Below are 21,345 nucleotides of genomic sequence, written 5' to 3'. Positions count from 1 at the left end.
GCGCTAGGTGCCGGAGGCTCGTTTCCGCTCACACTTCCGCCGGATTCTCCTATCCGAATGCACGAATGCAACCGGCCTTACGCCCCTTCACTGCCCGATTGCTGTCTGATCGGAATCCGTTTCATACGGAATTACAAACCAGACCGCTGCCTGGCTTCATCCGGCTTCCGGCCGTTCATATGTGCGGCAAGACAGCTCACTTCAGCCCTAAGCTGCACCTGAGCTACACTCCAAACTGAGCCTTGTGCAGCCCGCTGTAAATGCCTCCGGCCGCGACAAGCTCACCGTGAGAGCCTTCTTCCGCCACTCCCTGCTCGGTTACGACGATGATGCGGTCGGCGTTCTTGATCGTGGCGAGCCGGTGTGCGATAACCAGAGTCGTCCGCCCTTTCGACAGCTCGGTGAGCGACTGCTGAATCGCCAGCTCCGTGGCCGTATCCAGCGCCGAAGTCGCTTCGTCGAGAATGAGAATCGGCGGATTTTTCAGGAAGATTCTCGCGATTGCGAGACGCTGCTTCTGCCCTCCGGACAGTTTGACGCCTCTTTCGCCGATCATCGTTTCCATCCCGTCCGGCTGCTTCTGGATAAATTCCTCCAGCTGGGCCTGGCGGGCCGCTTCCCAAATTTCTTCCTCGCTTGCCCTCAGCTTGCCGTAGGCGATGTTTTGCCGGATCGTTCCTTCAAACAAGTAGACGTCCTGCTGGACGATTCCGATCTGGCTGCGCAGGGACTCCAGCGTCATATCCCGGACATCGGTTCCGTCAATGCGGATAGCGCCGCTTTTGCAGTCGTAGAACCGGGGCAGCAGGCTGCAGATCGTCGTTTTTCCCGCACCGGACGGGCCTACGAAGGCAATCGTTTCTCCGGCACGAATGTTCAGGTCCAGATCTTCCAGAATGTTCTTCTGATCGCCGTATCCGAACGTAACCGAATCGAAGACGATATCGCCTTTGAGCTTATCCACGCTCACCGCGTTCTTGCGGTCCGCCACATCGGGCTCGGTGTCGATGATCGAGATGTATCTTCTAAACCCGGCAATGCCTTTCGGATAGCTTTCCAGCACGGCATTGATTTTCTCGATCGGGCGGAAAAATACGTTGGACAGAAGCAGAAAAGCGACAAACTGGCCGTACGACAATTCGCCCTGGATGACGAAATAGGTTCCGCACAGCATGACAAAAAGCGAAACGAAGCGCATCATCATATAGCTGATCGACATGCTTTTCGCCATCAGCTTATAGGCCATCAGCTTGGTCTGGCGGTACTGCTGGTTGGTTCCCTTGAACAAATTCTTTTCGTATTCTTCGTTAGCGAACGCCTGAACGACACGGATCCCGCTGATATTGTTTTCCACCCGGCTGTTAAATTCGGCCACATTGCCGAACAGCCTTTCGTACGTGCGGGTCATTTTTTTGGTAAAATAAATAGCAAACCAGGCAAGCAGCGGAATGACAATAAACGTCAGCAGCGCCAGTTTAGTATGAATCGAAAGCATAAGCAGGAAAGCTCCGACCAATGTCATAATGGCAATGAAAACATCCTCCGGTCCATGGTGGGCAATCTCCCCGATTTCGTTCAAATCGTTCGTGATGCGGGTCATAAGATGACCGGTCTTATTGTTGTCGAAAAAACGGAACGAAAGCTTCTGGATATGATCAAACAGCTTCTTCCTCATATCCGTTTCGATATTTACCCCGAGCATATGCCCCCAATAAGTGACGACGTAATTCAGGAACATATTCAGTACGTAAATCGCAAGAAGAGCTATGCACGCCCAGGTAATAAGTGACCAGTCACGGCCCGGAAGAAGCTTGTCCAGAAACAAGTTAACCGCAAGCGGAAAGCCGAGCTCAAGCAAACCCGCTATGACGGCACAGCCGAAATCCAGAATAAACAGTCCTTTGTACGGACGATAATACGCGAAAAAACGTTTAAGCAATCCTATCCCTCTTTCTTTTCTCTATACTTTTTGCCGCAAACACACGTCTATCTGTATTGTAGTTCAAACGTGCCGAACAACAAAGATAAAATTCTCTTTTACCTATTTTCTCTTCCCTTTTGTACCCCGAAACTATGAATAAATTTGTTAAATCTACGAAAATAAGGGTTGTCAAAATTTAGCACAGATTGTATGATACGGGTATAAAGCTGCTTTTCGATTGATCCAGTCGCTCACTCCGAATAGAAATTTCACTCCAATTTGTAAGCGCTTAAACCACCTATTTAAGCCGCCCCTCGATAGTTGTCCAGTCATTTGCTAACCGACCCGGAACGCCGATCAACTCTGCCTGCTCCACTTCGTACATTTCGCACGAACATTTCCCAAGTTCCCGGTTTATGCAGTTTCTCTATGTATATAAGCTCCCCGGAGTTTATATAAATCCATCTGTTTTAAGGAGGGATAACCGCAAGCGCTGCCCCGCGAATCTTCCATTCTGCACATTGCGCAAGCTCAGAAAGGAGATGATCCAGGACTACCGCTGCAAGGATAATGACTTTTAAGCCGTTTTCTTCGCATTCCCCATTAAAAGGAGGCCTATTTTATGTCAACTGTTCGTTTGTCCCGCTCTGTCACGACCCGGATTTTGTTCGCAGCCGGATTGTCCCTGATCCTTGCTTTCTGTATGCTTTTACTCGCTCAAAAAGCGTCCGCCCACGGCTATGTCGAATCACCGGGCAGCCGGGCTTATCTCTGTAAGCAGGGAACCAACAAAGACTGCGGAGCTATCGTTTATGAGCCTCAAAGCCTTGAATATCCGAAAGGCTTCCCGGCTGCGGGTCCTGCCGACGGTAAAATCGCGAGCGGGGGCGGAACTTTCCCTAAACTGGACGAGCAGTCCGCAACCCGCTGGAGCAAAGTAAACATCTCTTCCGGCACGAACACGTTCACTTGGAAGCTGACGGCTGCCCATGCGACGACAAGCTGGAAATATTACATTACTAAAGCCAACTGGGATCCGAATTCCGCACTGACCAGAAACTCTTTCGATCTGACGCCTTTCTGCTCCGTGAACTATGGCGGCAAACAGCCTCCGTTCTCTTACTCCGATACTTGTAACGTTCCGGCCAGAACAGGCTATCACGTCATCCTGGCTGTCTGGGAAATCGCCGATACAGCTAACGCTTTCTACAACGTGATCGACGTTAACTTCGGCGGCAGCAACCCTTCCGACACTGTCGCTCCGACGGCACCGGCCGGCGCAGCCGCTTCCAACGTGACCACTACGGGAGCTACCCTGACTTGGGGAGCTTCGACGGATAACGTCGGAGTAACCGGTTATAAGGTGTATAACGGTTCCACGCTCGTTACGACAACAAGCGGATCCGCTACGTCTTACAATGTAACCGGCCTCACTCCGAATACAGCATACACCTTTACTGTGAAAGCCGTAGATGCGGCCGGCAACACTTCTCCGGCCAGCAATTCGGTTACGTTTACGACGGGTTCGGCTCCTGCCGATAACCAGGCGCCGACGGCTCCTGCCGGTCTGACTGCCGGAACGGCCTCGTCTTCGTCGGTCGCGCTAAGCTGGAATGCCGCAACCGATAATGTAGGCGTGACAGGATACCGGATCTACAAGGGCACGGCGCTTGCGGGCACGGTTTCCGGCTCGACGCTTTCGTACACCGTTTCCGGCCTGACGCCAAGCACCGCTTACACGTTTACTGTACGGGCAATTGATGCCGCAGGCAACGAGTCCGCTAACAGCAATGCGGTGTCGGTAACGACAGCTTCAGGCCCGGCGGTTGCCGCCTGGACGGTCAACACGGCTTACACAACCGGCAATCTCGTGACTTACAACGGCTCCACTTACGAGTGCCGTCAGCCGCACACTGCGATCGCAGGCTGGGAGCCTTCCAACGTTCCGGCCCTGTGGCAGCTGAAGTAAGCGGCTCGACAACAAAAACCGATTTCCGGTAAAATCCGGAAATCGGTTTTTTGTTCGTTTACTCGCGCCTTCCGGCACCGCAGGCAGGCGCTGCTGGACCTGTCCTCCGTCATCTTTGCCGGGAGTAAACCGGATCCAGCGCGCGCGAATCCCGGGCGCGTGTTGCGACGCTGTTCTGTAGTCGGTCAAGCCCAGTAGATAGTACTCGCCGCATACCCGTCTGACGCCGGAACGATCCGTTTTGATCGCCCGCAAAGCGTCAGTCCGCTTAGCGGCTTGCATCCGCTCCCGGGGCTGAGTTCTCATTCGCTTCCGGTGCTTCATGCACGGAGGTTTCCTCGCTCCCCGCCCCTTCATTCTGCAAAAAATCCAGAAACCGTTTGAACGCTTCCGTTCTAAACAAATCCTTCCGGTAAATAAACACCACGCTGATTTCACGGAATTCTTCCGGAATGGAATGCAGGTGAACTTCCCTGGCCTGAACGATTCTGCTGATCGAAGAACGCGGAAGCAGCGAGACGCCAAGTCCCGCGGAAACGCCGCCGATAATGGCTTCCAGGGTGCCGAACTCGATCATATGGCGTGCTTCGACACCTTCCTTAGCCAGCAATCGTTCGACTCTGTCGCGGTGAGAGCAGCCGGATCCGAAAAACAGCAGCGGTTTCTTCAGCAGCCCGGCAAGATCCTTTTCTTTCGCCTCCGAAATCAACACGAGTTCTTCCTCGAATGCGGGTCTGCAAACCAGCTCTTCATGTGAAACCGGTCCGTATACAAAGGCCCCGTCCAGCTCGTAATCTTTGATCTTCCGGATCAGTTCATGAGAATCGGATGTAATCAGCGAAAGCTCGACTTCCGGATACAGACCGTGATAACGGGTGAGCAGCTGCGGCAGATGGATAGCGGCCGTCGTTTCGAGAGAGCCCAGCCGGAGCGGGCCTTTCGGAATATCCGTAGCCTGTGCGGACTTCACTGCTTCTTCCAGCAAAATGACAATTTTATCGGCATACACCAGTAAATTTTGTCCGGCCGCCGTCAGCTTCATCCCCTTGCTGGACCTATAGAAAAGCTGCGTTCCAAGTTCCGTTTCCAGCAGCCGGATCCGGTTGGTCACATTGGACTGGACATAATTCAGGCTGTGAGCCGCCTTAGTGATGCTCCCTTCCCGGGCCACCGTACGGAATATTTTCAAATCACCGCTCTCCATCGCGACCTCCTGTGTTCCATTAGTAGAATCGATACCTTTGTTCATTTCTAATGATTTTACTTGATACCTCGCTCTGTGTAAAATTCAACGTGTCAGATCGTAGACGTTTTCACATGATTTTTGGACCGGAGGGATTTGTTATGAAAGCTGTTTTGCATATAGAAAAAAGCGGTATCGACGGGCTCGTTTATTCCACAGCGGAAGACAAGCGTCCCGGGTACGGAGAAGTTAAAGTTAAACTGATCGCAGCGGGCCTCAATCACCGCGATCTGTTCGTTATAAATGAACGGAATGCCGGAGATACGCCGTTAATACCGGGCTCGGACGGAGCGGGAATCGTAACGGAGATCGGCGAAGGCGTCTCATCCGGATTTCTGGACCGGGAGGTCATTCTGAATCCGACCTTAAACTGGGAAAAAGCCGATTCCCTGCCGGAGGATCTTCAAATCATCGGAAGTCCCACCGACGGGACTTTCGCCGATTGTATTATCGTGCCCGTAGAAAATGCCGTTCCTAAACCCGCCCACCTTACCTGGGAGGAAGCGGCCGTTCTCGGCTTATCGGCCTTGACCGCTTACCGGGCGTTATTCACCCGGGGAGGGCTTCGGGCAGGACAGCACGTCGTCATTCCCGGTATCGGGGGAGGTGTCGCAACGATCGCCCTTCAGATGGCCAAAGCGGCCGGTGCCCGGGTTAGTGTCTCGTCCCGGAGCGAACACAAGCTGGAGCTGGCCCGGGGGCTCGGAGCCGATTTCTGCTTTCAAAGCGGTGGAAGCTGGAAAGACCGCTTCGATGGAACGAAGGCGGATTTAATCCTGGACAGCATAGGTCCGGCTACCTTCCCCAACTATTTCGATATTCTGGGACCGGACGGGCGTATCGTCAGTTTCGGAGCCAGCTCGGGAGACACCGTCGAACTTCCGCTGCGCGCCCTCTTTTTCCCCCAGCTCAGTTTGATCGGAACTTCGATGGGAAGCACGGAAGAATTCCATGCCATGGCCGATTTCGTGGCCAAACACAATCTTAAACCTGTCGTGCACAAAGTGTTTCCGATGCGCGATGCGGTGCAGGCTTTTACCACCATGAAGGAAGGCAGGCAGTTCGGCAATCTGGCCCTGTCTAATGAGACGGAAGCGTGAGTTGGAATCAAAATTATGCACAAAAAAAGAACCGCTGAACCGGCGGTTCTTTTTTTGTGCTTTCCCATCCTCTCCTTCTCTCTGCGAGCTTGATATTTTCACATAAACGATATATTGTTAACCTGTTATAATAGTTTTAGGTTAACAATTAAAACGGAAAGGATGCGATTCGATTGCTTACCAATTACGAGCACTTGGCGGAACTGAACAAGGCCCATCTTTGGCACCCTTTTACGCAGATGAAAGATTACTGTGACACTCATCCCGTCATTATCGAACGCGGAGAGGGCGTCCGGCTTTTTGACACGGAAGGCAAAGCTTATTATGACGGCTTTTCGTCCGTCTGGCTCAACGTACACGGCCACGGTGTTCCGGAACTAAATCAAGCGATTGTCCGGCAGCTTGAGCTTGTCGCACACTCCACCCTGCTCGGACTGAGCAATATTCCGGCCATCGAACTCGCTGCAAAACTATCGGATATCGCTCCGGCCGGGCTCCGGAAAGTATTTTTCTCGGATTCGGGCGCGACCGGCGTGGAAATCGCCCTGAAAATGGCATACCAATACTGGCGCAACAAAGGCATGGAACGCAAAGAGACGTTTATCACGATGAAAGAAGCGTATCACGGGGATACGATCGGCGCGGTCAGTGTCGGAGCGATTCCGCTTTATCACGAAGTGTTCCGGCCGCTGCTCTTTTCGGCTCATACAATCCCTTATCCCGATTCTTACCGGCATCCGGGCGGCGCCTCCGGCGCGATGTCCGATACGCTGGAAGCGCTGCGGCTTCTGCTTGAAGCACGAGCCGGTGAAATAGCCGGGCTCATAGTCGAGCCGATTGTGCAGGGCGCCAGCGGCATTATCGTTATGCCCGAAGGATGCCTGCGCGAAATCGCCCGGCTGTGCCGCAAGCACGGCGTTCTGCTGATCGCCGATGAGGTGGCGACCGGATTCGGGCGTACGGGCGCCATGTTCGCCTGCGACCTCGAAGATGTGGAGCCGGATCTGATGGTAGTGGGCAAAGGCTTGACGGGAGGCTATCTTCCCGTGGCGGCTACGCTTGCGACCGACGATGTGTATGAAGCCTTCTATGCAGATTACGAGGAACAGAAAACGTTTTTTCACGGTCATTCGTTTACGGGAAATCCGCTCGGCTGTGCTGTCGCCCTGGAAAATCTCCGCTTGATGCAGGAGCGCCGTGTGGTGGAAGGTGTGGCCGCCAAGGCCGAATTCGTAGCCGAAAGGCTTTCTTCCCTGAAAACTTGCCCCCACGTGGGCGATATCCGGCAGCTGGGCCTTCTCGTCGGAATTGAACTCGTCCGCGACAGGCAGACCAAAGAGCCTTACGCCTGGGAAGAAAGGATCGGCGTTCACGTCTGTGCGAGGGCCCGGGAATTAGGGCTGCTGACACGGCCGCTCGGCAATGTGGTCGTTTTCATTCCCCCTCTGGCGAGCACGCGCGACGAATTGGGGGCCATGACGGACATCATAGCCGCTTCTATCCGTGACGTAACGGAACGGGGGTGGCGGCCATGAGCGGCATCCGGGGAATCTTTGTGACCGGGACGGATACGGGGACCGGCAAGACCGTCGTCACGGCCGCGCTTGCCGCCGCACTCCGCTCGGAAGGCTGGAACGTCGGCGTCTGGAAGCCGGTACAATCCGGCGAACCCCTCGGCAGCGGGCGGAGCGACGCCGAAAGACTTGCGGAGGGAAGCGGCGTTTCCGATCCTCCGGAAGAAGTGGCGTCCTTTACGTTCAGCGCCCCGCTTACGCCTTGGCTTGCGGCAAAAGCGGAAGGCGTTCATCTGACGATGGAGATGCTTTATGCGGGCGGCAAGCGTTTGTGTTCGCGTTACGATGCCATGCTCGTCGAAGGAGCGGGCGGCGCCGCTGTCCCCTTGACGGAAGACGCCCTGTTGGCGGAATGGATCGCTTACCTTCGCATGCCCGTGCTGATCGTAGCCCGCGCGGGACTCGGCACAGTCAACCACACGCTCCTGACAGTCTCGTTCTTGAGACAATTCGGGATAGACATCCTGGGTGTCGTGCTGAATGAAGGCGCATGCGCTGCGGCATCTCCGGAAATTGCCGAAACTGCGGAAGCCGCGGGAACTGCTGGGACTGTGCGAGCTGCGGCAAGTCCGGGTACACCGCGTAATGCGGAAGGTGCGGCGGCGGTACCGGGGGTTACGGATGGCGCCACCGCTACTACCGAAGTGCCGGGTGCTGCGATTGACCCAACTGCAACGGTAGTGCGAAGTGCTGCGATTGATGCAGCAGCGACTTCGGCGGTACCGGGGGTTACGGGAGGTGCAGACGCTTCTACGGAAGTGCCGGGTGCGGCGATTGACGCATCTGCAGCAGTAGTGCGAAGTGCTGCGATTGATGCAGCAGCGACTTCGTCGGTGTCAGCGTCTGTGAAGACTGCAAGTGCCGCGATGCCTCCGGCCGCCTCTCTACAAAACGCTTCGCACGAAGCCGATCCAAGCATCTCCGGAAACGCCGCGTTAATTGAAATGTTCGGCGGCGTAAAGGTTTTGGGCCGTTTTCCGCAAGTCGGCAGCGGGCCGGGGCCGCAGCTGCTTGCGGAGCTCGTGCACACGACACTGGATCTGACCCCTGTCCGTTCCTTTTTATCAAAATCCTTGCAGATCCCGCCGAAACTACGGGATAAAAACGCCGAGGTGCGGACATGAACGCAATGAGCTGGATCGAAAAGGAACTGGATATACTGGCAGGCGAATCTCTGGAGCGGACGCTGACGGATACCGCAGCTTCCCGCTCGCTCCCCGGTCATTTGATACGCGGAGAGGAAACTCTTCTTGATCTGACTTCGAATGATTATCTGGGCTTGAGCCGTCATCCGGATATCGCGGATTCGATGCGCCGTGCGCTGCTGGAGGAATGCGGATCGGGATCGACGGCCTCGCGCCTGCTTTCCGGCAACCGTTCTCCGTACCGTGAACTGGAAGCCGAGCTTGCCGACTGGCAGCGGAAGGAAGCCTCGCTCGTTTTCGCGAACGGCTATATGGCTAACCTCGGTACGGTCAGCGCTCTGGTAGGCCGGGGAGATGCGGTGTTTTCCGACCGTCTCAATCATGCCAGCATAACAGACGGCATCCTTCTGAGCCGAGCCGAGCATATCCGCTACCGGCATAACGATATGGAGCATTTGGAACATATGCTCCGGAGGTCCGGTAAAGCAAGACGCAAGCTGATCGTGACGGATTCCGTTTTTTCCATGGATGGAGACTCGGCGCCCCTGCACAAGCTGGTGGAGCTCAAACATAATTACGGCACAATGTTAATGGTGGACGAGGCTCATGCCGAAGGCGTATACGGCACGGACGGCGAAGGACTTTGCCATGCCATGAATGTACACCGGGAAGTCGACGTGATCATGGGTACGTTCAGTAAAGCTTTCGGTGTGTACGGAGCGCACGTGACAGGGAGCCGTCCTCTTATCTCCCTGCTGGTCAACAAGGCTCGTCCCCTTGTTTATACCACCGCCCTGCCGCCGTCCATAGTAGCGGGCATTTACCGGGCCCTCGGTATCGTGCGGACGTCGCATGACCGGCGAAGGCATCTCCGGGAGCTTTCCGGCCGGTTTCGCCAAAGACTTGCGCAAGCCGGTCTGAACGTAGTGCCGGGAGATTCGCCGATCGTGCCCTTGATTGCCGGAAGCAGCGGCGTAGCTCTTTGTATGAGTGAGGCGCTTCAGCGGCACGGAATCGCGGCTCCCGCCATCCGCCCCCCGACCGTCCCGGCCGGAAGCGCACGCATTCGCTTCTCCCTCTCGGCCGCTCATACCGATGCCGTGCTGACGAAAGCGGCCGAATGTATCGTGAGCGCAGCGGCGGAAGCGGGGGTGCTTGCATGAATCGCGAGGCTTACCAAGCGTCCGCGCGAGGCATTCTGACACGGTTTGAACCTGGAGCAGAATCCGGCAAAAGGTTTACACGGGATCGCGGCATAGATGGCGCAGCCCGTCGTGTAAAGGCGTATAGAGATGTGCCCCCCGCAGAAGACGGGAAAGCGCATGATACGAAGCATAACCCGCAGCATAACGCGGCACTCTGCGCCGAACATGCCGGACTGCGGTCTCCCGCAGAGCATGCTTCTGAACAGCGCATCAATTTCGTAGAGCCAGGCACAGAACCATACGCAAAGCACAAAACCGGCTTTGACAAGATATTTACCTCCAAGCATCACAAAGGTGATGAACAGGCCCTCGCTTACTCTCCGAAAAGCGGTTCGATCCTCTGGCTCGGCGGCTGGAGCATGCCCCCCTCCGTATTCCGCGATGTCCAGCGGGAACTCGCGGAATTCCGGCACTTCGCTGCGGACTACGGCTCGGCGGAATCGCCCCAGGCTATCGCGGATTCGGCCCGCCGCCTCGCTCTGTCGCTCCGCGCCTCCGAGCCCCGGGATGAGCAGCGCGGTCTAGCGCCGTCGCGTCCCCTTCTGATCGCGGGCTGGTCACTCGGCGGATTGCTCGCCATGGTGCTTGCTTCCGAAGGATTGGCGGACGGTCTGGTCCTGCTGGGGACAACCGCCTGCTTTGTACGTCAGCCCGCCGAGTCTCTTTTAGGCTGGCCCCCCGCTTCCGTCCAGGCGATGATCCCCGCACTGCGCGAAGATGCGGACGGGGTGCTCCGGCAGTTCCGCAGGCTGATGTTCACCAAAGAAGAGCGCCGGGACGGACTCCACGGCCTCCTGCCGGAAGAGAGCGGCTGGAGCGTGCCGGGGCTCATCGCCGGACTTGAGCTGCTCGCCGCAGAGGATGTGCGGAGCCGCCTGCCGGACATTCAATGCCCGGTTCTGCTGGTTCACGGCACGCACGACAAAGTGTGCCCCTTAGGCGCGGCACTGGAAATACAATCAGGCGTTCCGCAGGCTCTGCTCATGGAAGCGTCCGGATGCGGCCATGTTCCCTTCCTGCAGAAAGAACGGCAAACCGCCGAAACGATAAGGAGCTGGTGGAATGACTCAGCGGAGCGATAAAATCCGGCGGCAGTTTGACCGGAGCGCATCCGGGCTCTACGACCGGAATGCCGGTGTTCAGCGTTTTATGGCCGAACAGCTCGCCCGGCTGATCCGGGACGAGCTCATAGCCACGCCGGCCGCCTCCCTTGCCCGTATTCCGGCAGGCAATCTGCCTGTGCTGGAAATCGGCTGCGGAACCGGCCTGCTTACGGAGCGCCTGGCGGCTTTGCTTCCGCCCGGCGGCGAACTGACCGCGGCCGATCTTTCGCCCGCCATGCTGGAAGCGGCGAAGAGCCGGCTGTATGCGCGCAGCGGGCGAAACGGCCAAGAATCCGGCGCTTGCCCGGATGCTGCGGAGCCGCCGATTCCTGCGGCCGCTTTAGCGGGCCTTCCGCCGGACGCAGTCCGGTTTGAGCAGGCCGATGCCGAAGAGTGGGCCGCCGGCGCCCCCGCTTCTTCCTACGGGCTGATCGCTTCCAGCGCCTGCTTCCAGTGGTTCGCCCGGCCCGCGCAGACGCTTGTTCATCTCCGCAGGCTCTTGAAGCCTCACGGTAGGCTTGCGGCCGCTACTTTCGGCCCGGCTACGTTTACCGAGATGCACCGCTCTTTCGACAAGGTGTACCGGTCTTTGGAAGTCCCTCCGCAGCGGCACGGGTTAACTTTTCACGACGCGGAAGAATGGACGGATATGCTGCGTAAGGCGGGTTTCGGCGAAATCCGGATAACGCGCCTCGCGTGGACCGAGTATTTTTCTTCCGTCAAGCTCTTCTTAACGAATATCAAATCGCTCGGCGCAAGCACCACTAACGCCGCCCGGCTGCCAGGGCTGAGTACCAGACGGCTGTTCAGCTCCATGTTCCGGCAGTACGAACAAGATTACGGTGCGGAGGGACGCATCCCCGTCACTTACGAAGTGCTGCTGATCCTTGCGGTTTAAACAGGCTTAAACATTCGTACATGCCTATTCTTTTTCTCTCGATAATTTAGAAATAAATGATTGAGTCATGATGGTAAATGATGTATATTTTAGATAGAAAATGCAAGTTTACTTCCTAGGGAGCTTACTATCGTAAGCCTCTCCTTCTTTCCGTTTTGTAAGCGCTTTAAAATCTATACAGCTCCGGTCCGGTATAAGCTCTCGCGAGTTTATATAAATTCACTTATGAAAGGAGGCTGATTGGCAGCTCTGCACCGCAATCGTCTGTTCGTAGTCAGTTTTAAACCGGAAGGAGGTCTTTGACGAATTCGTCCGTGCTCGTGCGCAGCGTCCCTTCGATTGTAATTGTCCTTTGGTTAATCGTTGAATAGAAACTATATCCCCTTTCAAGGAGGCTCTTTTATGACCGCTATTTCGTTCCGCAATCCCGTATTGGCCAAATGTCTCGTCGCAAGCGGATTGGCTCTGGCTTTGGCGTTCTGCCTGCTTCTTATTACCGAAAAAGCGTCGGCCCACGGATACATCGAATCACCGGGAAGCCGCGGTTACCTGTGTGCGACCGGCAAGAATAAGAACTGCGGTGCGATCATTTACGAGCCGCAAAGTCTCGAAGCCTACAAAGGCTTCCCCGCAGCCGGACCGGCGGACGGCAAAATTGCCAGCGCCAGCGGCCTGTTCCCGGAACTTGACCAGCAGTCGGCCACACGCTGGACCAAAGTGAATATGTCTTCGGGTACGAACACGTTCAAATGGACCATCGAAGCGAACCATGCGACCACCAGCTGGAAATATTACATCACGAAGCAAAACTGGGACCCGAACGCTCCGCTGAGCCGCGCTTCCTTCGACCTGCAGCCTTTCTGCTCCGTTAACTTTAAAGGAAAACAGCCGGGCTTCACTTACACGGACACCTGCAGCGTTCCAAGCAGAACGGGATACCAGGTCATTCTGGCCGTTTGGGAAATCGCGGATACGGAAAATGCCTTCTATAACGTGATCGATGCGAACTTCGGCGGCGGAGGCCCGGCAGATACAACGGCACCGACCGCACCGTCAAATGCGGCGGCTTCGGCAGTAACGGCAACCGGCGCCACAATCGGCTGGAGCGCGGCATCGGATAACGTCGGTGTGACGGCCTACAAGATTTATAACGGCTCCACACTCGTCGGAACGACTGCGAACGGAACGGCGCTGAGCTATAACGCGGCCGGGTTGACACCGAATACGTCCTATACGTTCACAGTCCGCGCAACGGACGCGGCCGGGAATGATTCGCCACCCAGCAATGCGGTGACGTTCAAAACGACTGCCGCAGCAGCGGATACGACGGCACCTTCCGCCCCGTCCGGGCTGCAGGTGACAGGTTCGCCGACTTCCGCATCCGTCTCGCTTAAGTGGAATGCTTCCACCGATAATGTCGGTGTAACCGGTTATCGCGTCTACCAGGGATCCACGCTCGCAAAATCCGTTTCCGGCACAACGCTGGATACTGTGGTGAGCGGACTGAGCGCAAGCACCGCTTACACGTTCACCGTGCGCGCTTTCGATGCCGCGGGCAATGAATCCGGGAATAGCAACGCCGTCAGCGCCACGACCTCCGCTCCTTCGGCAGCCGCTCCATGGGCGCCGAACACTGCCTATACGGCAGGCACACTCGTGACCTATGACGGAAGCACATACGAATGCCGGCAGTCGCACACTTCCCTGACCGGCTGGGAGCCTTCCAACGTCCCGACCTTGTGGCTGAAAAAATAATTTCCGGCACGCGGGCGCCGGCACACGGCCCTTTATGATGAAAAAGAGCGGCCCTTCCGTTTAAGACGGAAATCAGCCGCTCTTTTCTATGAAGCTCAACCGGTTCTGGCGAATGCTACCGCACCGCGCTAAGCTATCGGCGTGCGACGCTCCCAGCGTATAGTGCCCGGCGTCACATTACGATGGTAAACAAGCCTTTTATACGGGACGCCTCACGTTACCTTGAATCAAGTCCATCCCATTATTCCCGTCACGTAAAATTTTGCGTCAATTTGTTCCAGTACGTGGACGGATGCAGGGCAGGGTATTTAAAAAAGGTTTCCGGCCCGGAAATTTTCTCCGATACGCTCAGATCGTAATCGATCATTTTTTTCACCTTATCGGCAAACGCTTTGCCTTTGACCAGCACCCCCAGCTCGAAATCGTGGCAGGCGCTTCGTTCATTGATATTGTAGGAGCCGTGAAACACGCAGTCGGACCGCTTGTCATAGGTGATTTTCCAATGCGAAAACCGCTCCGTATGACTGTAGTCATAAAATGCGACACCCTTGAGAAACGGTTCATACATGTTGCTGCGCACCGCCGAGCCGTTGGTCGGATGGTCGTTCACACGAAGGGGATTGCATAACGCGATGCACTTTGCCCTCTGTTCATCCAGACTTTTCAGCTCGTCCCAGAAAGCCTGATCGATCAGATACGGGTTCACGATAACCGTCTCGTCCCCGGCATACGTGAGCAGGGACAAATAGTACTGTTGAATCACGTTTACCGGATTCCCCGGAAAGCTGGCGTACAGTGTGCACTCCTCGTCACCGAAGCGCAGATCCGTCTCCGGCTTGTAAAAGGGATCTTCAGGATCGAACACATCGCCGCCAAGCACCGTCCATTGAAAAGAAAAAATGCGATTCAGCGTCAGCGCCGCGGCTCCCTGTATCCGGAAACATCCGTCGTGCCACTCTTCTTCCCGCGCCGGTACGCCCTGTCCGTGACCCGCTTCCCCATCCGGTTGAGCTTGCCCGGAATCGTGTAATACCGGCGTATCGAACAAATATTGATCCCCGACGTTCACGGAGCCGACGATAGCACTGATCCCGTCCACGATCATAAACTTGCGGTGATTCACCACGTTGACGCCCATCGTCATCTGCTTCTGAACGTAATCCTGGAGAAACAGGCTGCTTTCGGGCACCCCTTGGGAAGCCAGCTCCGCTCTCTTGGCGGGCCATTCTTCTTTGCCGTAGCACGTTTTGAACGTATTGATAACCTGGCCTCCGGCTTCTTTGAGCTTATCGATCACTTCATCGAGATCCCCGACGGCGAGGTTCTTGTTGTAACCGAGAGCCGTAACTCCAAAATCGGCCATCAACCGGACTTTGACGCCCCGCTTCAGCGCGTCCAGCAGCGCTTCGACAATTTTGTTCCCTGACGTATCGTTAAAAAAAAGCATAACGGAAAAATGGATATACCGCTTCGCTTTCCCCATTTCCTCCAGCAGGACGCGCAGGCAGTCCGGACCGTTCACGTAAGCATCGACCTTGTTCCCGGCGGATGTCTGCGGCAGCAGAGCGTTCAGCTTGGCCAGATCCAACCCTTTCACATAAGAGCCCAGCTCTTCGATTACGTCCTCCCCGGTGCCGGGTATGGACCGAAGCTGCTCATAGCTCGTAAAAATGCCCCCGATTTCCTGCCGGTAACGGGCAGCAGCCTCCTGCGGGATGTTCGCGGAAGCGAAATCGACGGCCTGCCGGGCCCCTTCGATCACGTCAGCCACCGGCCCTTTGGAAAGCCAAAAATTAATGAAATTTTTGACACCTTCCTGCACCGCTGTCGCGTCCTCGCAAAAAGTTTGTTCCGCATCTTTATCCGGTTTTTCCATGGTTACCCCTTCTCTCCCTGTGCTTCGGCCAATTCTACTACTCTTTTAAACAAAAAAAAGAGCAGTCACCCGCTCTTTTCCTTCCAAAATCAGGAGATGCTCCTTTCCTATCAAAGAAATCAGCAGGATACCTTGTTGAAATTGTATCTAATAATTCTTGTGCACCTTCATTTGCAGCTAAATAATTAATGTATTGCGCCTCAAACAGAGTAGAAGATTAGTCTTCCCTTTTAAATCCAAATGGAAATGGAGCCATAAATTCATGCTCGCATTTTGGACATCTGGCTGGCCATTCCGGATTCTCACCTTCATTAATTCTATTGTAGAAATCTTTCAAAAATTCAAGATCCAATATAAACAAATTTTCAATTACTTTGGCGTCAATCATTGGAAGATCGCCTAACCTGGTGATGACTCTTGAAAGTAAAATTACAATATGATATTGCGGATTCGCTTGAACGCGCTGATCTCTCATTGGCAGAATCTCATCCGCGGCTGTCGCAAGTCTCATTACGCCTTTTTTATGAATATTCCCGCTGCTGTCTTCAAACCCTCTCGGTAATTCAAACTCGTATTCTGTCTTAAATGCCATAAAAAACACTCCTTCGGAGTTATTTTCTTGCAGTAATCCATTTAGAAATTTTGCGGCAGTATTTCTTCGTTATGTATGTCCACGCAAATGCTTATACGTCTCGGGCGAGCAGACGACGAACAGTTTCGCGTCCGCGGGAATCGGGTCGTACAGCCGTGTATTGATACTCAGATCCTGGCGGTCGGCGAGCAGGGTCGCCCCTTTTTTAAGCAAATCCTGAAAAGCGTCATGATAGGTCGTCCACGCCGGATTGACCGGCACTTCGTAAATTTCTCCCCCGTACTGCCTGCTGATCAGCTGCATATAAAGCTCTACGCTGCCTTCGTTAAGCGCCGACCGGACAGCCAGCATAGACACCGCATCGTGCGAAAGAATGAAGTCATTTACTTTTACATGCCGGAAGTTCTGGATATGCTTCTCCGACATAATTTCCGCAGTCGTATAAACATCCGGGGCGAGTCTTTCGATGCTGGCCGCGATTAGGAGCGTTTTGCCGTCCACCAGGGACGAATCGGTGCTCGTTTCATCCGCGAATATAATGGCCGATCTCGCTTTATCCAGCCCGGCCCGGGTTAACGTCTTGTCCGAAGTGGGATCGCCGCTTACGTAATGGACCTTTTTATGGTCATACGGAATTTTCTCGTTTTCGTCGATAATGACGATTTCCAGCTCGGGATCAGAAGCGATAAGTTCTTCAACGGCGGAATAAGCCTTCTTGTTCCAGGTGATCACGACGATGTGACCGCGGCCATGATAGTTCACTTTTCCGGTTTCCCTCCTAATTTTCAGGGTCGCAAAGGCATCAATGATTTTTCCGATCACAAGACTGAGAAGTCCGATTCCGAACAAATACAGAAAAATCGTGAACAGCTTGCCCAGAGCCGTTTTCATAAAATAATCGCCGTACCCGACGGTCGCCATCGTCGTCATGACCCAGTACAGGCTGTTAAACCAGGTCTCGAACGTGTCCGGCTCCAGCCAGTAAGCGAGCACCGAGGCGAGCAGCACAAACACCAGGGCAAAAACAGCCAGCAGCCCGTTGCTCAAACGTAACATACGGTGGGCATAACGCAGAAAAAAAAGCAAACCCCGACACCTCCCTGCGTTTTATTTTACGGAAAATAACGGAAATTGTCTGCATTTGTCGCAAAGAAAAAAACAAACGGCCGCAGGATCGGTTTCGCACAGCTGCACAATCGTGCAATCCCGTTTTACGCCCTGTTCCGGGGGGTGGGGTTGAAACCTGCGCGAACCTGGTATATACTAAGCAAAATCATTGATATCGGTATCACGCCCGTGAAGAGATTCCAACTCGGAGGCGTTTTCGCCAAGGAGAAGCACGGCGCTTCCCCCTAAGTTAACCGGGTCCGCCCGTTACCGCGGAACTAAAGTGGATTGGACGGCACGAACGTCCGGTCAATTTGGGTGGCACCGCGAGAACATAAAAGCGCTCCTCGTCCCATGAAGACGACGGGCGCTTTTTGTATGTCAAAAAAAAGGAGTGCGGTGCCATGTTAGACGTCAAATGGATACGGGCCCATCAAGCGGAAGTCGAGTACGCTGCCCGGCAGAAAGGAATCGAAGTGTCCGTCACGGAACTTCTGAGAATGGACGAGGAACGGCGGTGCCAACTGGCTGAAATCGAGGAGCTGCGGCAGAGGCGCAATGCGCTTACCGGGGAAATCGGCATGCTTCTTAAACAGGGCGGCCATACGGAGGCAGCCTTGAAGAAACAGGCGGTGAAGGACATTCATCTGCGCCTGAACGAACAGGAGGCGGCTTACCGGATAACCGACCAGGCTTACATGGCGGCTATGCTGCGCGTGCCTAATCCCGTTTCGCCCGATACGCCGGCCGGACAATCCGACAAGGACAATATCGAGCTGTACCGGGCAGGCGCTATTCCCGGATTCACGTTCGAGCCCAGGGATCACGTGGCGCTGGGGAACCTTCACCGCATGATCGACATCCCTCGCGGCGTGAAAACAGCCGGCCCCCGCCAGTACTATTTGACCGGCGCGGGAGTTTTGCTGCACCGGGCGGTTCAGCAGCTTGCCCTGGATCTGCTCATCGAGAAAGGCTTTATGCCGGTGGATGTGCCGCTGATGGCCCGCGGGGAAGCGCTGCTGAACACAGGCTATTTTCCGCTCGGTGAGGATCAGACCTTCAAGCTGGCCGAAGAAGACAAATGGCTGGTCGGCACCTCGGAGGTCCCGCTTGTCTCCTACTACAGCAATGAAATTATAGATCTTGCGGAGCCCGTCAAAATGGCCGCCGTCTCCCTCTGTTTCAGGAGTGAGGTCGGATCGGCCGGCAGAGACGTCCACGGGCTGTACCGCGTCCATCAGTTCGCCAAGGTCGAGCAGGTGATTATTTGCGAAAGCGATCTGGAGAAATCGGATGCTCTTCTGCGGGAAATGACTAAAAACGCGGAAGAATTGATGAGGCTGCTGGAGCTACCCTACCGGGTAGTCGCCGTTTGCGCCGGGGATATGGGCCAAAAAACGTATAAGCAGTACGACATCGAGACATGGATGCCGAGCAGACAGTCCTACGGGGAAACGCATTCGTCGTCGAATCTGCTCGATTTCCAGGCTCGGCGTTCGAATATCCGCTACCGGAACGCCGAGGGACGGCTGACCTACGCGTATACGCTGAACAACACGGCGGTCGCCTCGCCGCGCATTCTGATCCCGCTGCTTGAAAATCACCAGCAGGAGGACGGATCGATCCGCATACCCGAGGCGCTGAGAAAATATATGAACGGCATCGAGGAAATCCGGACCGTTCACGATTAAGAAACGGGCCGGGTAAAACTCCGGCAGTACTGCTCCCTTCACTCAGAAGGGAGTTTTTTAGCGGAGCAGAAGGAGGACCGGTTGTCACGGAATTTCAATCTCAATCAAAGTTGATCCGTACGACCACGGCACACATAAAAAAAGCGCCTTCCGGCACCGTTTCGAAACAATCAGACACGTAAATAGGGACCCCGGTTATCCGTGATAATCGGCAGGCCCCTATGCTTGATTGAACGTATTCAATTGTTTGTTTACACTCCATTCTTCTTCGTTCGATTCCTGGGTTCCCGCATGCCTTGACTTCGATTATTAAGGGCATGCTTCGCTAACTGGGTCCAACGGATTCATCTCCCTTCCTGTAGTCTAAATGAAGATGATTTCGGATGGTTATGGTCCTATAGGGATCACCCCTGGCTGTCATGTTGAGTGTGTTTACGTCCTTGTATCCGTTTAATGTTTGTGTTCCTCCTTGGCTTTATATTACCCCAAATATTAAACTATTGTAAATATTCAGAAAATATCGAAAATAGGCGAAAGAACCGTTTTAGCGGTTTCTTTCACCTGTTTTCTTGCGTTTTCTAACGTTATCTATGATTTTGTAAGCGTTTCATTCATTCTTGTTTTAGCCGGAGTCAGACGTTCGAAAAAAGAATTACGCAGAGGATTATGCGCGATCCGGACACCCAGCACATTCTCCAGATCTTTAAAATGAATATACGCTTTGCGTGATTTTAACAGCAGCGGATGTTTGAGCGGAATCTGCTTCCCTTCGGTTTCGATGGCGCCCGATTCGGCATCCAGCTTATAAGGCTTGCCGTGGAAGTAGAACGCGATCGTTCGGTCTTTATTCCGGGTCATCGTCCCTCCCAAATCTTTCAGCGTATCGCGCAGGGGCACGTAATTGTAATCCCCGTTGAAGTCCATCACGTTGCGCTGGATAGTCCGGTTCAGGACCTGGGGCGTAATATCCGGGCTTCCGGCCGTGATGCGGGAAATCTGCATAGGATCGTCGGCTCTTGTCGTCATCTCGCTGAGAACCGTAAAACCGTATTTATACCCGACACTCTGAAGAAGCGAGGTCGCCCGCTTATCGTAATAGCCGTACGGATACGCGTAGGAATCGACTTCCTCCTCTCCGGCTTTTTTCAGTTTCTTCTTGCAGTCAAGGGCGTCGTCGATCACCCGCTTCTCGTACTGTTCCTCCGTCTCCCGCTTGCCGTCCGTCACAATGTTCGTCGTCAGCAGAGGCTTGCCGTTCTGCTTGTCGTGCATGCTGTCGGAATGACACTGGCAGGAAATACCCGCTTCGCGATCCGTTGCGATCGTTCGCAGCTGCCTTTCGTCAAGAAAATGAAGCTTACGCGAGCGGGGGTCCGCCAGCGTTCCCGTAATTTCGAAATTAACGGCCGGAACCTGGAGCTCCTTCAGAACCGGATAAGCCTGGTCGTAGAGACTTTCGTACCCGTCGTCAAACGTTACCAGGACGGCATTTTCCGGCACATCCCCTCCCGCCATAAAGCTTTTGAACTGCTGGAGCGTAATGAAATGATACTTTTCTTTCTTCAGAAAAGTGAGCTGGCTGCGGAACAACGCCGGTGTAATCGTGACGCTGCTCGTGTCCGTATCACTGATGTGGTGATACAAAAGCACGGCAACCTGGTCTTTGTAGGTAAAACGCGGAGCGCTTTCGCGCACCAGGTAAATCGATCCCGCAACGAGGAGAAGAGAAAGAAAAATTTTGATCGCTTTCTTCATACTGCCGATAACCCCTTTTTTATAATAAAGAAGACTTTATAAGGTTCCATCCCGTTCCGTCCGCTTCCTCCTCCATCCGGCTTCGTAAAACATTAATTTTTTGTAACTTATTCATCCATAATATTCCATAAAATCATTTGACTCTCCACTCCCTATTTCGCTCCGGCTTTTTCCCTTACGGGTCATTCGCACAATCGCCTCCCCTCTTCCCGTCATATGTTGTACGGTAAAGTCAATTAAAACACGAGGAGTTGGATCGATATGGGTTACGTTGGAGGAGTAGGAGCAGGAGTTGGAGTAGGTTACGGCGGCGGTTACGGCGGTTACGGTGGAGGTTTCACCAGCACGGCGGCTATTCTGGTTCTATTCATTCTGCTGGTTATCATCAGCCGTACGTTCCTGTACTAAGCT

The 21,345-nt window shown here is 54.5% G+C and carries 16 protein-coding genes; 10 read left to right on the top strand and 6 right to left on the bottom strand.

What is annotated here, in order from left to right; genetic code table 11:
• Positions 1-223: 223 nt before the first annotated feature.
• A complete protein-coding gene (locus C4S74_RS15395) occupies positions 224-1,939 on the bottom strand; it encodes an ABC transporter ATP-binding protein (protein ID WP_103996172.1) in 1,716 nt (571 codons plus the stop codon).
• A 604-nt stretch (positions 1,940-2,543) separates the two neighbouring features.
• Here C4S74_RS15395 and C4S74_RS15390 point away from each other — a divergent pair.
• Complete coding sequence (locus C4S74_RS15390; RefSeq protein ID WP_103996171.1) at positions 2,544-3,890, top strand: lytic polysaccharide monooxygenase; 1,347 nt, start codon at positions 2,544-2,546, stop codon at positions 3,888-3,890.
• 268 nt (positions 3,891-4,158) lie between these two features.
• On the opposite strand, the gene C4S74_RS15385 is transcribed toward C4S74_RS15390, so the two are convergent.
• Positions 4,159-5,094, bottom strand: coding sequence for a LysR family transcriptional regulator (locus C4S74_RS15385; RefSeq protein WP_103996170.1), 936 nt, complete (start codon positions 5,092-5,094; stop codon positions 4,159-4,161).
• 140 nt (positions 5,095-5,234) lie between these two features.
• On the opposite strand from C4S74_RS15385, the gene C4S74_RS15380 reads away from it, so the two are divergent.
• The 7 genes from C4S74_RS15380 to C4S74_RS15350 all read left to right on the top strand — a co-directional run bounded on the left by C4S74_RS15380 (position 5,235) and on the right by C4S74_RS15350 (position 13,913).
• Positions 5,235-6,233, top strand: coding sequence for a zinc-binding dehydrogenase (locus C4S74_RS15380; RefSeq protein WP_103996169.1), 999 nt, complete (start codon positions 5,235-5,237; stop codon positions 6,231-6,233).
• 173 nt (positions 6,234-6,406) lie between these two features.
• A complete protein-coding gene (gene bioA / locus C4S74_RS15375) occupies positions 6,407-7,768 on the top strand; it encodes an adenosylmethionine--8-amino-7-oxononanoate transaminase (RefSeq protein WP_103996168.1) in 1,362 nt (453 codons plus the stop codon).
• Positions 7,765-8,931, top strand: a complete 1,167-nt coding sequence (bioD, locus tag C4S74_RS27040) for a dethiobiotin synthase (RefSeq protein WP_258042500.1) — start codon at positions 7,765-7,767, stop codon at positions 8,929-8,931. Before bioA ends, bioD begins: the two co-directional genes overlap by 4 nt.
• Entirely contained in the window at positions 8,928-10,115 is a 1,188-nt protein-coding gene (gene bioF / locus C4S74_RS15365) for an 8-amino-7-oxononanoate synthase (RefSeq protein WP_103996167.1), read from the top strand. The genes bioD and bioF overlap by 4 nt, the downstream gene beginning before the upstream one ends.
• Positions 10,116-10,246: 131 nt before the next feature.
• Positions 10,247-11,239: an alpha/beta fold hydrolase gene (locus C4S74_RS15360; protein ID WP_258042499.1), complete on the top strand. Its 993-nt coding sequence runs from the start codon at positions 10,247-10,249 to the stop codon at positions 11,237-11,239.
• Positions 11,220-12,158 carry a methyltransferase domain-containing protein gene (locus C4S74_RS15355; RefSeq protein WP_103996166.1) on the top strand — a complete coding sequence of 313 codons (939 nt, stop codon included), beginning with the start codon at positions 11,220-11,222 and terminating at the stop codon, positions 12,156-12,158. Before C4S74_RS15360 ends, C4S74_RS15355 begins: the two co-directional genes overlap by 20 nt.
• A 402-nt stretch (positions 12,159-12,560) precedes the next feature.
• Positions 12,561-13,913, top strand: a complete 1,353-nt coding sequence (locus C4S74_RS15350; protein ID WP_103996165.1) for a lytic polysaccharide monooxygenase — start codon at positions 12,561-12,563, stop codon at positions 13,911-13,913.
• A 250-nt stretch (positions 13,914-14,163) separates the two neighbouring features.
• Here C4S74_RS15350 and C4S74_RS15345 read toward each other — a convergent pair whose 3' ends face one another.
• From C4S74_RS15345 to C4S74_RS15335, 3 genes are all read right to left on the bottom strand, one after another.
• The gene (locus tag C4S74_RS15345) at positions 14,164-15,789 is read right to left on the bottom strand and encodes a phosphatidylserine/phosphatidylglycerophosphate/cardiolipin synthase family protein (RefSeq protein WP_103996164.1); all 1,626 of its coding nucleotides are present in this window, start codon (positions 15,787-15,789) and stop codon (positions 14,164-14,166) included.
• Between the two features lie 217 nt (positions 15,790-16,006).
• Positions 16,007-16,381, bottom strand: coding sequence for a hypothetical protein (locus tag C4S74_RS15340; protein WP_103996163.1), 375 nt, complete (start codon positions 16,379-16,381; stop codon positions 16,007-16,009).
• A 69-nt stretch (positions 16,382-16,450) separates the two neighbouring features.
• The gene (locus C4S74_RS15335) at positions 16,451-17,467 is read right to left on the bottom strand and encodes a TrkA family potassium uptake protein (protein ID WP_103996162.1); all 1,017 of its coding nucleotides are present in this window, start codon (positions 17,465-17,467) and stop codon (positions 16,451-16,453) included.
• A 425-nt stretch (positions 17,468-17,892) separates the two neighbouring features.
• Here C4S74_RS15335 and serS point away from each other — a divergent pair, with 425 nt between their 5' ends.
• Positions 17,893-19,179: a serine--tRNA ligase gene (gene serS / locus C4S74_RS15325; protein WP_103996160.1), complete on the top strand. Its 1,287-nt coding sequence runs from the start codon at positions 17,893-17,895 to the stop codon at positions 19,177-19,179.
• Between the two features lie 588 nt (positions 19,180-19,767).
• Here serS and C4S74_RS15320 read toward each other — a convergent pair.
• The gene (locus C4S74_RS15320) at positions 19,768-20,934 is read right to left on the bottom strand and encodes a polysaccharide deacetylase family protein (protein WP_103996159.1); all 1,167 of its coding nucleotides are present in this window, start codon (positions 20,932-20,934) and stop codon (positions 19,768-19,770) included.
• 261 nt (positions 20,935-21,195) lie between these two features.
• On the opposite strand from C4S74_RS15320, the gene C4S74_RS26590 reads away from it, so the two are divergent.
• Positions 21,196-21,342, top strand: a complete 147-nt coding sequence (locus C4S74_RS26590) for a hypothetical protein (protein WP_181024435.1) — start codon at positions 21,196-21,198, stop codon at positions 21,340-21,342.
• Positions 21,343-21,345: the final 3 nt, after the last annotated feature.

This window comes from Paenibacillus sp. UNC499MF, assembly GCF_900107975.1.
Taxonomy (GTDB): domain Bacteria; phylum Bacillota; class Bacilli; order Paenibacillales; family NBRC-103111; genus Paenibacillus_F.
This window is presented reverse-complemented; position numbering and strand designations above follow the sequence as displayed.

What these genes read in the sequence shown, in the direction of transcription:
- serS (WP_103996160.1), top strand. Translation starts at nt 17,893, where the DNA reads ATGTTAGACGTCAAATGGATACGGGCCCATCAAGCGGAAGTCGAGTAC.
- C4S74_RS15390 (WP_103996171.1), top strand. Translation starts at nt 2,544, where the DNA reads ATGTCAACTGTTCGTTTGTCCCGCTCTGTCACGACCCGGATTTTGTTC.
- C4S74_RS15385 (WP_103996170.1), bottom strand. Translation starts at nt 5,094, where the DNA reads ATGGAGAGCGGTGATTTGAAAATATTCCGTACGGTGGCCCGGGAAGGG.
- bioD (WP_258042500.1), top strand. Translation starts at nt 7,765, where the DNA reads ATGAGCGGCATCCGGGGAATCTTTGTGACCGGGACGGATACGGGGACC.
- C4S74_RS15355 (WP_103996166.1), top strand. Translation starts at nt 11,220, where the DNA reads ATGACTCAGCGGAGCGATAAAATCCGGCGGCAGTTTGACCGGAGCGCA.
- C4S74_RS15345 (WP_103996164.1), bottom strand. Translation starts at nt 15,789, where the DNA reads ATGGAAAAACCGGATAAAGATGCGGAACAAACTTTTTGCGAGGACGCG.
- C4S74_RS26590 (WP_181024435.1), top strand. Translation starts at nt 21,196, where the DNA reads ATGGGTTACGTTGGAGGAGTAGGAGCAGGAGTTGGAGTAGGTTACGGC.
- C4S74_RS15340 (WP_103996163.1), bottom strand. Translation starts at nt 16,381, where the DNA reads ATGGCATTTAAGACAGAATACGAGTTTGAATTACCGAGAGGGTTTGAA.
- C4S74_RS15380 (WP_103996169.1), top strand. Translation starts at nt 5,235, where the DNA reads ATGAAAGCTGTTTTGCATATAGAAAAAAGCGGTATCGACGGGCTCGTT.
- C4S74_RS15320 (WP_103996159.1), bottom strand. Translation starts at nt 20,934, where the DNA reads ATGAAGAAAGCGATCAAAATTTTTCTTTCTCTTCTCCTCGTTGCGGGA.
- bioF (WP_103996167.1), top strand. Translation starts at nt 8,928, where the DNA reads ATGAACGCAATGAGCTGGATCGAAAAGGAACTGGATATACTGGCAGGC.
- C4S74_RS15350 (WP_103996165.1), top strand. Translation starts at nt 12,561, where the DNA reads ATGACCGCTATTTCGTTCCGCAATCCCGTATTGGCCAAATGTCTCGTC.